The following is a 13,292-nucleotide window of genomic DNA, read 5'->3' on the forward strand; positions in this document are numbered from 1 at the left end:
TCCTGACCGTCGTACCGCTGCAGTGCGGCTGTGACAGAGATGCAATGTCTGCGGTGCGTGACAAGCCTGTACTTTGCGTGTGCGGTTCACTACGTTTTGTCGTGTTGGTCCGGTCTCCGCCCGCCGGTGTGAAGCATTAGCCATCACTGGATCTACGGAGGACAAATGCGGAAAACTGCAACTCGGATCATCGCCGGTGCCATGATCGCGGCTGGCGTGATCACCTTCACGGGGATCACCCCGGCGTCAGCGGCACCCGTTGCTTCGATGTCGACCAGCGGTTACGGCGGGGGCTGTGATGACGGCTGCGGTGACGCTCTCGACGGTATCGTCGATCTGGCCGACGACCTGCTCGACGAGGCCTACGACCTGCTGGACGACGCGGGCGACCTGGTCGACTGTGTTCTGGATGAAGTCCTCGACGACTGATCTCAGCTGAACGACGAAGGGCCTGCCGGTTTCGGTGGGCCCTTCGTCATGTCCGTTGCCGTTGGCAAGGGACGTCGGCAGGAACGCCGCGGCACAAGGGATTCGCGGTTTCGGCGCCCTCGGCAACCAACCGGCTCGTGAACAACACCGATGTAGTTCAGTCGTACCATGTAAACCTTTGGTAACAGCCGTAACAAGGTGCACAGGCGCCCCTGTTGTCACATCCGTACCGCGCTTACCGTCAGGGAGACATTCACGGGGAGATGGACAAGATGGACAACTTGCGCGTACCGACCAACGCAGCCGACCCGGCCGTTGAGCCGGTCACCACGACAACAGGCGGCACCACCGTGCCCACCGTTTCCAGCAGCGGTACGACGACCGCGGCGCCGGCCGAATCCGAACCGGTCAGCGTCTCGGCGACAGCGTGGTCGGCCGCTGCGACCACTAGTAAGCGACGGCGGACCGCCTTGACGGTCGCGAAGGGCGTCGGCGTACCGCTGATCGCCGCCGGCCTGATCACCGCCGGCTCACCCGGTCTCGGCGGCTATAAAGTCCAGAGCGGGGACACGCTCAGCCACATCGCCCAGCGCTACGGCACCACCGTCAACGCGCTGGTCAAGCTGAACCACCTGCCTGGCAACGGCAACGCGATCTACGCGGGCGACATCCTGAAGCTGCCCGGCAAGGGTGGCAGCGACAAGACCACCCGGCCGCAACGACCTACTGGCGTGGTCTACGTGATCAAGCCCGGCGACACGATCGAGCGGATCGCCCGTCGCTACAAGATCAAGCAGAGCGCCCTGCTCGCAGCCAACGGCCTGGCCCGGACCGACCGGATCTTCGCCGGCAAACCGCTGCGAATCCCAGTGGCGGCGAAGCCCAAGCCGCCGGTCACCGCCAAGCCGAAGAAGAAAAAGAACAACACGTTCGCCGGCCGGACGTACTCGGACAAGGTCGTCGCCGCGGCCGACCGGAACCGCGCCATCCTGCGCTCGCGCGACCTGCCGAGCCGGGCCCAGATCCGCGCCCTCATCATCGCCACCGCCAAACGCCACGGCGTCAACCCGAACCTGGCCCTCGCCATCTCCTGGCAGGAGTCCGGCTGGAAGCAGCGGGTCGTCTCGCCCGCGAACGCGATCGGCGCGATGCAGGTGATCCCGTCCACCGGGCGGTTCAGCTCGGGCATCGTCGGGCGTGACCTCGACCTGCTCAAGCCGAGGGACAACATCACCGCCGGCGTCGTACTGCTGGACCGGCTGACCAGCGCGGCCGAGCTGCCGATCGCCATCGCGGGCTACTACCAGGGCCTCGGCGGTGTCCGGCGTCACGGGATGTATCCCGACACCAAGATCTACGTGCAGAACGTGACCCGGATCCTGATCAGGCTGAACCAGGGGTGGAACCCCGCCGGCTGAGTGGCGCTGCGACCACTTAGTGTCACGGAACTCTTGGACGCGTACGATGTCACGTCGACCTGGTACGAGAGCGGTCACGGAGGGTGGTCCGGCGCGGCGCCGAAGGCGTGCCCGGACCACTTCTTTACACTCTCAAGGCAGGAGTGTGAACAGCAGCGATGATCTGAGCGGGAAGGCCCACGTGGACACCCAGACCAGCGACCCTCTCGTCGGGCGGTTGCTCGACGGCCGGTATCGCGTGGGTGCGCGGGTCGCCAAAGGTGGCATGGCCACGGTTTACGAGGCCCTGGACACCCGTCTGGACCGCGTTGTCGCGCTCAAGGTGATGCACAGCGGGCTCGGTGATGACGCCGAGTTCGCCCGCCGGTTCGTGCAGGAGGCCCGGTCCGCGGCCCGGCTGTCCCACCCGAACGTGGTGGCCGTGTTCGACCAGGGCGACGACAACGGCACGCTGTTCCTCGCGATGGAGTACGTGCCGGGCCGGACCCTGCGCGATCTGGTCCGCCAGTTCTCCCCGATGTCGCCGACTCGGGCGCTCGAGTTGCTCACGCCGATCCTGTCCGCGCTGTCCGCCGCGCACGACGCGGGCATCGTGCACCGCGACATCAAGCCCGAGAACGTGCTGATCGCCAACGACGGCACGGTCAAGGTGGCCGACTTCGGCCTGGCCCGGGCGAGTACGGCGAGTGGCAACACCGCGACCCAGGGCATGCTGATGGGCACCGTCTCGTACCTCGCGCCCGAGCTCGTGACGGATGGCCGCGCGGATGCCCGATCCGACGTCTACTCCGCGGGCATCTTGCTGTACGAACTGCTTACGGGCGAGAAGCCGCACACTGGTGAGAGCCCGATCCAGGTCGCCTACCAACACGTGCACGCGGATGTGCCCGCGCCTTCGTTGCTCGAGGCCTCCATCCCGCCGTACGTCGACGCGCTGGTGCAACGTGCGACCGCGCGCGACCGCGACCTCCGGCCTGCCGACGCGCGTGTGTTCAGCCGCCAGGTCAACCGTGTGCGCAGCGCCCTCGCCGAAGGCCTGCAAGACGATCCGGAGCTCACGGGTGACCTGACCGTGCCGATCCAGGCCATGCGCCAGGACAACGGGTACGACGACGGCTACTCCCGCCCATCCGCGAGCACTCCCCTGCCTGGCGGCCTGGCGCCGTCGTTCCCCCAGAGCCCGGGGCCGAACGACACGATCGTGGTCGAGCCCGAACTCATCGCCAGCGCCTTACGGACAGGGCCGCCGTCCGCGCCGCCGCCTGCCGGGAAGCGGCGCGGGCGCGGGCTCGCGACGTTGATGGCTGTTCTTCTTGTTGCGGGCGCTGTGGGTAGTGCCGCCTGGTTCTTCGGGGTGCAGCGCTACACGCATACGCCGAACTTGGTGCACACGACTGAGGCTGTTGCGACTGCGAAGGCGCGGGAGATCGGGCTCAAGACCGAGAAGCTTGATCCGGTTTTCAGCGAGACGGTGCGCGCTGGGTTGGTTATCTCGACCGATCCTGGGCCGGGTGAGCGCATCCTCAAGACTGGCACCATCGGGTTGACGCTTTCGAAGGGGCCCGAGCGGTATGGGGTGCCGAAGCTGACTGGTCTGAGCCAGCAGACGGCTACTCAGGCGATCACTAATACCAACTTGCGGCTTGGCAAGGTCAGCCAGATCTATAACGAGAGCGTTCCCGCCGGTGTGGTGTTCGGGCAGTATCCGAAGGTCAACGTGTCGGTGAAGCGTGATTCGTTGGTGCTGCTGACGGTTAGCAAGGGTAAGCGGCCGATCACGGTGCCGGATCAGACTGGGAAGCGGCTGTCGCAGGGTAAGGCTGCGTTGAAGCGGCTCGGGTTTGTGGTGAAGGTGGATCTGGCCACGTCCGAGGTCGTGCCTGAGGGGCGCGTGATCAGCCAGGATCCGAGGTCGGGCGTGCGGTATATGCGCGACACGATCAAGCTGCTCGTCTCGAAGGGGCCCGCGCTGCGGGCGGTCCCGAACGTGCGGAGCAAGAACGTCGAGGAAGCGAAGGCGATGCTCACAACCGCCGGCTTCAAGGTCGAAATCCGCCGCGCCGATTTCAACCTCAACCTAAACCTCGTAGCCGCCCAAAACCCCGCCGCCGGAACAATGGCCAAACCAGGCTCCGTAGTCATCATCACAATCCTCTGACGCTCTCCCCCTTTTGTTCATCGGACCCTTGTGACCCGGCGTGTCGACGTTCATCGGTCCCTTGTGACCCGGCGTGTCGACGTTCATCGGTCCCTTGTGACCAGATGTTGCCGGTATTCAGCGAGCCCTTGTGACCGGCGTATTGGCGTTCATCGGGCCGGTATGACCAGGCGCGTCGGCGGCCGTCGGGCCCTTCTGCCCGCTGGCATTGGCGCTGGCATTTGGTGGGCACCCGTCCCCCTGAAGTCTTGCGAATTGTCAGGCCGATTCGGGCCGCGTCAAGGGTTCCATCGGCTAACGCCGACGCATGCGCGCCCTTGACCCGACCCGAACCGGCCAAGTACGGCGGGCTATTCAGGGGGACGGGTGAGGTATGACCGATTGCTACGAGTGGTGCCGTTCACGGATGACGAGTGGTGTCGCTTCCCCACCGGACTGGACTTTTTTCGGTCCTGAAACCGTCCAGTCCGCTCGGGAAGCTGGGCGTACGGGCCGTGCGAACGTGGCAACGCGACTGCATCGGCAGGCGCCGTGCCGCGGCGGGAGAACATGCGCGCCATATCGGGAGGCGACGGGCGAAGACCGGGCGTGGCCTCCCATTCCGAGGGTCGGCGTCCGGAATGGGGGGTCGACCTGGCAAATTTGGCGAGTCCACCCCCTATTCCGAGGGTCGACCCTCGGAATAGGGAGGGGGCGGAGGCGGTCGGTTAGGTGAGGGCGCGGATGCGGTCGGTTACGTGAGGGGGCGGCAGTAGAGGGCGTCGGGGTGCGGGAGGAGCCGAGGCGGGCGGTGTAGGCGATGCCGGCGGCGTACTCGTTGTCGGCGCATTGGCCCTTGTAGTGGCCGGAGGCGAAGTCCCCGCCGGCGCCGCCTCGGTTGTCGCCGCGGTCGAACCAAACGGTCCGGCCGGTTGTGCCGAGCGTGGCGGATGTGGCTGCGCACAGGGCGGACGAGACGGCCGAGCCGCGCACGCTGTAGCCGATCAGGAAGTGGCCGGGAGCGCACTGCAACTTGGTGTACCCGGAGGCCCAGTCGGGCGATACGTGGCGCTCGTCTTTCACCACTTCGTGGCCGCCGATCCAGGTGGCGCCGCCGGAACGGCAAAGGCCCCTGTTGCCGGTATGGCTGAGGCCGACCAGGCGAGTGCCGTCAGGGCAAGCGGCTTTTCTGGCGCCAGCGTCCCAGTCGCCGACGGCGCGCATTCGCTTGGACTGGACGAAGTCGCCGTGGTCCGGGCTCAGCATCTTCCAGTGCGGCACCACAGCCACTGGGCCGGTTTTGCTCGGCGCGTTCCGCAAGCGCGTCCAGGCGGCAGCCCGCCAGTCGTCGCCGTCGTACAGGCCCATTCGGTTGCCCGCGGCATCCCAGTGCAGTAGCGCCCAGCCGTTGCCGGTTCGGTTGGTGTGCCAGCCGACCAGAGGCCAATAGGCGAAGTCGGCGTCGGTACGGACCAGGTGGTCGACGAAGTTCTCGAACCAGGCGCGTTGCTTCGACCCGGTCTCATCGCGTCCGCCGACACCGAATTCGCTGATCCATACCGGAGCGGTGAAGTGCGCTTGTTCCGCGGTGACGAAGAACGCCTGGCGGTTGAGCTCGCTGATCAGCTCGGACGGCGTGAGGTCGCGGTAGCGGGGATCACTGGTCTCCCCCGTTCCAGTGGCGCCGGTATGGCGGGGACCGGTGTAGTCGTAGAAGTGGGCGGCGTACACGAGCTTGTTCGATGCGATCAGCGTGTGCGAGAGGCGGCGTACGGGCTCGAGGGTCGGGCGTTCGTGCGGGAATCCGTCGACGGGAATGCCGGTCCAGTTGATGCCCTCGACCATGATCAGCAGATCCGGGTTAGCCTCGGCGAGGATCCGATCGCCGAGGCGCTGGGAGGCGGCGAACCAGTCGTGGTCGTTGCCCCAACCCCAGTTCGGGTCATCCCAGACGTCGCGGCGTACCTCGTTGTAGAGGTCGGCACCGACGACTCGCCCATTCCCCTTGTAGCGGTTGACCATGAAGAGCCAGTCGGTCTCCCAGGTCTGGGCGGACTGGCTCTTGTTCCACCGCTCGTTGCCGTCGACGCCGCAGCACCAGCGGGTCGTGGTCGTGTGGTTGTTGAGGATCACGGCCAAACCAGCGGCGGTCAGCTCGGCCACAACGACGTCGTACACCTGCAGTGGCGTCTTGCCGCGCAAGCCCGGGTTGGCCGCGACGGACGCGTCGGTGACCGGGCGGGCGTCGCGGATGAGCTCGTTCGAGAACGGCAAGCGGATGCTGTTGATGCCGAGTTCGGCGAAGCCGGCGATGATCTCGGCGATCGGCGCGCGGTCGAGGCCGAGCGGCATTCGGCCGGCGTTCTCACCGGCGTGGTGGTTGGCGTTGTCGTCGGCGCTGCCGGAGCCGTTCCAGGTCCCGCTGGCGCCGTGCCAGTTGCCGGATTTCAGCTTGAACCGGTTACCGGCGGCGTCGACGATCCACCGCCCGCGCGTACTCAACGGCGGCACCCAGTCCACCTCGACCCCGCCCGCCGCGGCCACACCCTCAGGCGGCACTGCGGCGGCGGGGGTAGTCAGCAGAGAGACCAGCAGTACGGCGGCCAGTGCCGCCCGGACGATCGATCCGCGCATGTTCACCTGTCCCCAGTTCGGCGAGCCGACATCATCGCGGACCGCGAGCGGCAGGACCAGACCCTGCCGAAGACCATGTACTCCTGCCGCCATCGGGAGAACAGGCGTCTGAGAGGCTTTGCGCGTGACACATCCGCGCATCGCCGTACTGGCCCTGCTCGCTGTAGCGGCCGCCTGGGGTTCGACGTTCTTCCTTACCAAGGATTTGCTGGCGCGGATGGACGTGGCCGACTACCTGGCCCTCCGGTTCGCCATCGCGGCGGTGGCGCTGATCGCGATCCATCCGCCGGCGATCTCCCGGCTCAGTCGTCTCGACAAGGGCCGCGGCGTCGCCCTGGGCATCACGTACGGCATTGCGCAGCTCGTCCAGACCGAAGGCCTGCGGCATACGTCGGCCAGCGTCTCGGGATTCGTCACGGGCATGTACGTCGTCTTCACCCCGCTGCTCGCAGCCGTCATCCTCCGGCACAAGATCGGGCGTTGGGCCTGGGTGGCGGTCGTACTCGCCACGATCGGGCTCGCCGTACTCTCCCTGCGCGGATTCAGCATGGGCCACGGCGAGCTGCTGACGCTGGCCTCGGCCGCGCTGTACGCCTTGCACATCGTCGGACTCGGCGCCTGGTCGACGTCCTCGAACGCCTTCGGCCTGTCCGCCTTGCAGATGGTGGTGATCGTCATCGTCTGCGCGATCGGCGCGATCCCGGGCGGTTTCACCCTGCCCAGCAACGGCACGGACTGGATCTCGGTGCTGTACATGGCGTTGGTCGCCGGGGCGTTCGCGTTGATCGTGCAGACCTGGGCGCAGGCCCACCTGGCACCGACGCGGGCGGCGATCGCGATGACGATGGAGCCGGTGTTCGCGTCGGGCTTCGCGGTCCTCTTCGGCGGGGAGAACGTGACCGTACGGATGCTCACGGGTGGAGCGCTGGTCCTCGCCGCGATGTTCCTGGTCGAACTCTCACCACGCCGCAAGATCGAAGCCGAGGTCCAGCACCTCGCGCAATAGCGCCAAAAATCGTGGCAATCCCTTCGTTCGGCAACTGTTCATTTGGCCGGATCCGGGCAGGGCATTGCCATAAATACGACCGGACGGCAGGGTCATGGGCAATTCGACCCCCAAAAGCTCTACCGTCTGGAGACAGAAGTGAGCTTCACCCGCCCGAATTCCAAAGCCCATAAATCAACCAGACTCCGGCGAATCCGCCAGGCCGGCACCGGCATTGTCGCCGCCTTCGCGGTTCTGTTCGCCTTTCCGCTCAGCGCCTGGGCGAACCCACCTTCGGCCTTGCCGCAGGTCGCCGACGCGAATGAGCGGGCGTATGCGCCCGCGCTGGATTACGACACCGACAGCTGCTACAACACTCCCGCCATCGGCTCCGACGGCAGCCTCGCCCCCGGTCTGGGCATCGGCGGCGGCGTAACCGAAAACTGCCGCAGCGAATCGGACCTCAACAACACCAATGCCTACTCGCGCTACAAATGCAACAACGGCTGGTGCGCGATCCTTTACGGCTATTACTTCGAGAAGGACCAGATCGGTCCAGGCAGCAGCGTCTTCGGACACCGGCACGACTGGGAACACGTCGTCGTCTGGATGACGGGCGGCAGGGTGTGGTGGGTATCCACCTCATGCCACGGCGGCTACAACATCCACCACCGCAATAACGTCCGGTTCTTCGAGGGCGAACACCCGAAGGTCGTTTACCACAAAGACGGCGCCAGCACGCACTGCTTCCGGAATTCCAACAACAACGATGAGCCACCCGAGAACCACCACCGGAATTGGAAGTTCCCCTCCCTGGTCGGCTGGAACGGCTATCCGCACGACTACCAGGTCAGGATCTCCAACCACAACTGGGGCAAGGCCAGCTTCGGCCTCAAGGACGCGAGCTGGCTGAACGAGCTCAACAAGGCCAAGCCGAGCGATTCGAGCGTGACCTTCAACCCCTACGGCTGAACTGTCACCAGCTCGCAAGGTGAACACCGGCGTCCACCTCCCCGCGGAGTGACTATCCTGACCGGGCAACGAATGCCGGCGGCCGAGGGGAGGTGGACCGATGGGAAACGCTGCCAAGGTCTACCCCTGGGCGGTCATCGGCGTACTCCTGAGCACTCTCGCCGCAGGCACCGCGGTGAACATCCACAACAACCCGCAACCCGAGCTGGTCGCCGAAGGCATCCCACTCGAGCACCGAAAAGCGCCCTTAGCAACGGATCTACGCCTCCCGTCCACCCGCCCGGGCCTCGTCCGGCAGGCGCTGACCGACCTCAAGGCGCTCACCCCGACCGGCAGCGGTCCGCTCGCAGGCTGGGACGGACCCTGGCGGTACGTCTGGCCGCGCGACGCCTCATTTACCGCGGCCGCCTGGTGCGCTGTCGGCCAGTACGACGAGGCCGCCGACGTCTTCGCGTACTTGGACAAGGTTCGCCCGCAGAAGGCCACCGCGGGTGGTGCCGCCCGCGAGCTCGCCGTCGGCGTACAAGCGCAAGCAGGTGGGCGATGGGAGGCGCGGCACCACGGCGATGGATCCGGCCCGGTGACGGACGGACGTCAACCCCAGCTGGACGGTTCGGGCTGGATCCTCTGGGCGGCCTGGTTATGCACGACCCTGCACGAGGATCGGCCCGTCGCCGACGCGCAGGTGGTGCGGCTCTGGCCGATGCTCCAGCAGTCCGCCGACCAGATCGCCGTCGAACTCGGGTCCGACGGACTGCCGGCGCCCTCCCCCGACTACTGGGAGCGCAACGAATCCGAGCTCACCCTCGGTACGGTCGCGCCCCTGCTCACCGGCCTGCGCGCCGCAAGCGCCCTTGCCGAAAGGACCGACCACCCCGAGGACGCCGACCGCTGGTCCATCGCGGCCGACCGCCTGAGCCGAGGTATCGACCGGGCCTTCGGCGGCCGTCGAGGTTATCCCCGCACGAAACACGGCGGCGCCGACGCGATCGTCACCGTACTCGGACCACCCTTCGCGCCCGCCCGCGCCGAAGTGGTCGAGGCGATCGAACGCAGCCACGCCCTCCTCACCATCCCGAACGGCGGCGTGACCCCAGGCCAGGACTGGCGACCGGACGGCGTCGCCTGGACGCCGCAAACGGCCCTCTTCGGCCTGAGCGCAGCCTCCCGCGGCGACCGCCTGACCGCCGAGTCCGTCCTCGCCTGGCTCGACACCAACCGCACCCGCACCGGCGCCATCCCCGAAAAGGTCAACCGCCACGGTACCCCCGCCGGCGAAGCCCCCCTCGGCTGGACCTCCGCCCTCGTAGTCCTCACCGCCACCGCGCTAGACCACCCGCTCCCAATCCCGTAACCCGCCGCCCCCGCCCGATGAAACGGGAGGGGACGGCGTGGCTTTGGTCAGGTGCCGTTGATCAGGTTGATGGCCAGGGTTGGGGAGAATTGGCCGGCGGACGTGTTGGGGGCGGTGCCGCAGGGGCCGTCGGAGTTGCCGGGGACTTTGACCCAGAGCAGCATTTCGGCGCCGCCGCCGAGTTGGGCGACCGAGCCGAGGCGGCGGCCGGCGGGGTTGCACCACTGGCCGTTCGAGCCGTTGCCGTTGCGGCTGGTGTCGACCACGAACGGCTTGGTGTAGCCGTACCGGCTGGACAGGCTGTTGCGGACCGAGTTCCCATAGCTGGTCGATTGCGAGGTGGTGTAGTAATTCGACACGTTGACCGCGAAGCCGCGGCCGTACGTCACGCCCGCGCCGTTCAGCCGCTGGGCCATCGTGTCCGCCGCGACCCAGCCCGCGTTGCCGCCGTCCAAGTAGGCCCAGGTGTTCGGCGCCTTGTCCCGGAACTGCTGCAGCGCGAACGAGAGCATGCCGTTGCGTTCGGTGATCTGCGCCGCGGTCATGCACTCGAAGTCACCGAGGGCATCGGGTTCGAGAATCACTATGGCCGGCCTGGTTCCAATGGCCGAGGCGAAGGCCGCGACCCAGGTGCGGTACGCCGAGGGCGATCCCGCTCCCCCGCCGGAATGACCGCCGCACGCATCTCGCCCCGGCAGGTTGTACGCCACCAGGATCGGCGCCTTGTCCGCGTTGTCGGCGGCTCCGACGAAGGCGCCGACGATCGTGCCGATGGTGGTACCGCTGGGCGGATTGCCGAACCACCTCGCCATCGGCTTGGTCGCGATCGACGAGTTGATCGCGGCAGCGCGCGAGTCGCCGCCGTTGTTGCGTACCCAGGTCGCCGGCGTCGAGTTCGGGTCCACGTAGAACCCGCTGGTGAGATCGATCGGACTAGCCAGCACCCCCGCGGCCGCAGACCCGCCACCAGCGCCAGCATCGGATACCGACGAGGCGAAGGCGCTGATCCAGGCGAGAGCGGAGTTCCAGTTGACCGCGACCTCATTGGTCGACCACGAGCCGATGTCGTCGACGTAGCAGGTCGCGGGTGCACACCCGGGCAGGTTGCGCTGCGCGACCGGGTCCTGCAATCCCGAGTTCGGGCCACCCGCTAGCGAGCCCGGCGCGGGATTCGGCAGGGCCGCGTCGAGCGAGTGCGCCCAGAACCGGTGGTGCTGGTTCTGCGCGGACCGCTCGCCATACCCGGTGACGTACGACTGGTTGAGCGCGTTCCGCCCGAGCAGGTAGTCCATCGACTCGACCGCCGCCTCGCGATACCGCGCCTGCTTGGTCAGGTCGTACGCCATCGCGATCACCATCGCGTTGTTCGCCGTCGCGCTGTTCGAGCCCCAGACGTACTTCCCGTCCGTCGGCAGGTACGGATTGGCATACCCCTGCTGGCCAAGTGCCGCGACGTACTGGTCCGCCACCGACTTGATCCGGCCCTCGACCGCCTTCCGCGTAGTCCCGGTCAACCGCCACGGCACCCGGGCCAACGCGAGATCGGCCAACCCACCCATGTCCCGCCAGGAGAAGCCGTCGGTGGTCAGCCCTGTCGTGATCTGACTCCTGTACGTCGGAAGGCCGGTCGTCGCGAAGAGCTCCGCTGCAGCCCACGAGAACTCGTCACGTACGTCGGTGTCCGCGTAAGGCCCACCGCCAACGCTCTCGGCCGGCGCGTACAGCTCCGGATGCGCCTTCGCTGCTTTCCAGGCCTTCGTAGCGGCGATTAGACACCGCAGAGCAAGCGCTGGGTCCCACACCGCGTAGATCCGGGCACAACGCGCTCCCACGGCCGCAACGTTCAGAGTCGCCGCAGTCGTCGGCGGGTACAAGTACCGGGGTTGCGCGTCAGCTGCAGGCGGCAGCGGCAAACCGGTCCAGGCGACATCGTGGATCTTGGGATGGACCATGCCAGCCAACGGCTCCCCAGACGGCACCTGCATCCGCAGCATGAAGTCGATCTCCCAGCGGGCCTCATCCAGTACGTCGGGCCGCCGGTTGCCGGACTCGGGGATACGCAACGTACGGTCTGCCACTCCCGCGAAGTCGCCCTTAGTGGCCGAACGTTCGTAGAGGTCCAGCAATTGCCAAGCGGCCAGTGCACCGTTTACGACGTACTTGCCGTGGTCCCCGGCGTCGTACCAACCGCCACGGACGTCGAGGCTGTAGTCGCAAGTACCAGGCAGACACGGCACGGAGGTGTCGCCAGTGTTAGGCGCTACGCCGAGGTGTCCGGCAGGCCGGTCGTAGGCGTCACCGACGTACTCGGACTCGATCGGGATGCCGCTGCGGTTGTGGTAGAAGTACGCGAGCGAATCGCGCCGCAGGCCGTCGTACAGGTCCTCAGAGATCTCAAACGGCTCACTAACCTCAGAGCCGACCGCAAGCCGATAACCCTTACCAGCAACGCGGAAGTCGTCGAACGAGACCAGCTGGACAGTGTCGCCCGACATCGCGTCTGGCCCATACAGCGAGGTCTGACCGGCAGCAACCTCAGCACCGGCCGCATCAACTAGTCGCCACGGCTGCTCACCAGGAAGAGCAGTAACGACGGTGGCTCGCTTAGGTCCGTCCACCAGGTAGCCGTGCTGGTTGACTCGCACCGGGGATCCGAGATCTCGTGGCCCACCAGGCGGCACGACACCTCCCACGAACGAGATGTTGTCCAGACACAACGTGTACGCCTCAGTCGCGCCACCCATCTGGAAGGTGACCTGGCTGTGCACCTCGGTCACGGTCGACGTCGCCGTCACCGTGAAGGTCTGAGGCGTAGTCGTGATCGCGAAAGACTTGCTCAACGGCGTCGTATGCGGCGCCACCGCCATCTGCGCTGTCGCGCGAATGGTCGCCGGCCGGGTGGCCGAGGCGTCGAACCGCAAGGTGTACGGCTGACCCTGCTCGAGCGGTACGTCGTTCTGGCCGATCATCGAACTCCACGGGTTGACCGTGCCGGCCGGGATCTGCGCGCACAGCCGGCCGTCGGTCACAGTCGACGGGCTGTTCGCACTGCTCCACCAGGGACTCTTAGTGCCGCTGTCGAAGTTGGTGTTGAGAAGACGTTCGTACGGGCCGTCGGCCAGGGCCGGTGCGGCTAGCAACGGCACGATCAGCGTCGTACCGAGGCAGGCCAGGAGAAGCCTGCGGACTGTGGACATACCGGACCTCCGGAATGCGGGCGGTCGCTCTGGGAGCGCTTGCAGTTTTGCCATCGATCCAGCGGCGTCAACCGAATGTTCTCCAGGCGGCAACTTGCTGTCAAGAGCGAGGAATCGCTTGACTTCAAGGAGGGAAAGCCCTTCCCAAGTTGCCCAGGCTGTGCCT

The 13,292-nt window shown here is 66.8% G+C and carries 8 protein-coding genes; 6 read left to right on the forward strand and 2 right to left on the reverse strand.

Annotated elements, in window-relative coordinates; genetic code table 11:
* The first annotated feature begins 165 nt into the window (after nt 1–165).
* From OG394_RS11090 to pknB, 3 genes are all read left to right on the forward strand, one after another.
* A complete protein-coding gene (locus OG394_RS11090; protein ID WP_328995083.1) occupies nt 166–429 on the forward strand; it encodes a hypothetical protein in 264 nt (87 codons plus the stop codon).
* 272 nt (nt 430–701) lie between these two features.
* Complete coding sequence (locus tag OG394_RS11095; protein ID WP_328995084.1) at nt 702–1,847, forward strand: lytic transglycosylase; 1,146 nt, start codon at nt 702–704, stop codon at nt 1,845–1,847.
* A gap of 145 nt (nt 1,848–1,992) precedes the next feature.
* Nucleotides 1,993–4,005, forward strand: a complete 2,013-nt coding sequence (gene pknB, locus OG394_RS11100) for a Stk1 family PASTA domain-containing Ser/Thr kinase (RefSeq protein WP_328995085.1) — start codon at nt 1,993–1,995, stop codon at nt 4,003–4,005.
* 384 nt (nt 4,006–4,389) lie between these two features.
* Here pknB and OG394_RS11105 read toward each other — a convergent pair whose 3' ends face one another.
* Entirely contained in the window at nt 4,390–6,711 is a 2,322-nt protein-coding gene (locus OG394_RS11105) for a glycoside hydrolase family 5 protein (protein ID WP_328995087.1), read from the reverse strand.
* A gap of 31 nt (nt 6,712–6,742) precedes the next feature.
* Here OG394_RS11105 and OG394_RS11110 point away from each other — a divergent pair, with 31 nt between their 5' ends.
* The 3 genes from OG394_RS11110 (at nt 6,743) to OG394_RS11120 (ending at nt 9,929) form a co-directional block, all read left to right on the forward strand.
* Nucleotides 6,743–7,624 (forward strand): DMT family transporter, encoded by an 882-nt coding sequence (locus tag OG394_RS11110; protein ID WP_328995088.1) that lies wholly within the window; start codon nt 6,743–6,745, stop codon nt 7,622–7,624.
* 138 nt (nt 7,625–7,762) lie between these two features.
* The gene (locus OG394_RS11115) at nt 7,763–8,575 is read left to right on the forward strand and encodes an NPP1 family protein (protein WP_328995090.1); all 813 of its coding nucleotides are present in this window, start codon (nt 7,763–7,765) and stop codon (nt 8,573–8,575) included.
* A gap of 100 nt (nt 8,576–8,675) precedes the next feature.
* Nucleotides 8,676–9,929 carry a glycoside hydrolase family 15 protein gene (locus OG394_RS11120; RefSeq protein WP_328995092.1) on the forward strand — a complete coding sequence of 418 codons (1,254 nt, stop codon included), beginning with the start codon at nt 8,676–8,678 and terminating at the stop codon, nt 9,927–9,929.
* A 47-nt stretch (nt 9,930–9,976) separates the two neighbouring features.
* On the opposite strand, the gene OG394_RS11125 is transcribed toward OG394_RS11120, so the two are convergent.
* Nucleotides 9,977–13,126 (reverse strand): glycoside hydrolase family 9 protein, encoded by a 3,150-nt coding sequence (locus tag OG394_RS11125; RefSeq protein WP_328995094.1) that lies wholly within the window; start codon nt 13,124–13,126, stop codon nt 9,977–9,979.
* Nucleotides 13,127–13,292: the final 166 nt, after the last annotated feature.

Source organism: Kribbella sp. NBC_01245 (genome assembly GCF_036226525.1).
Lineage (GTDB): Bacteria > Actinomycetota > Actinomycetes > Propionibacteriales > Kribbellaceae > Kribbella.

What these genes read in the sequence shown, in the direction of transcription:
- OG394_RS11125 (WP_328995094.1), bottom strand. Translation starts at nt 13,126, where the DNA reads ATGTCCACAGTCCGCAGGCTTCTCCTGGCCTGCCTCGGTACGACGCTG.
- OG394_RS11120 (WP_328995092.1), top strand. Translation starts at nt 8,676, where the DNA reads ATGGGAAACGCTGCCAAGGTCTACCCCTGGGCGGTCATCGGCGTACTC.
- OG394_RS11090 (WP_328995083.1), top strand. Translation starts at nt 166, where the DNA reads ATGCGGAAAACTGCAACTCGGATCATCGCCGGTGCCATGATCGCGGCT.
- OG394_RS11095 (WP_328995084.1), top strand. Translation starts at nt 702, where the DNA reads ATGGACAACTTGCGCGTACCGACCAACGCAGCCGACCCGGCCGTTGAG.
- OG394_RS11105 (WP_328995087.1), bottom strand. Translation starts at nt 6,711, where the DNA reads ATGGCGGCAGGAGTACATGGTCTTCGGCAGGGTCTGGTCCTGCCGCTC.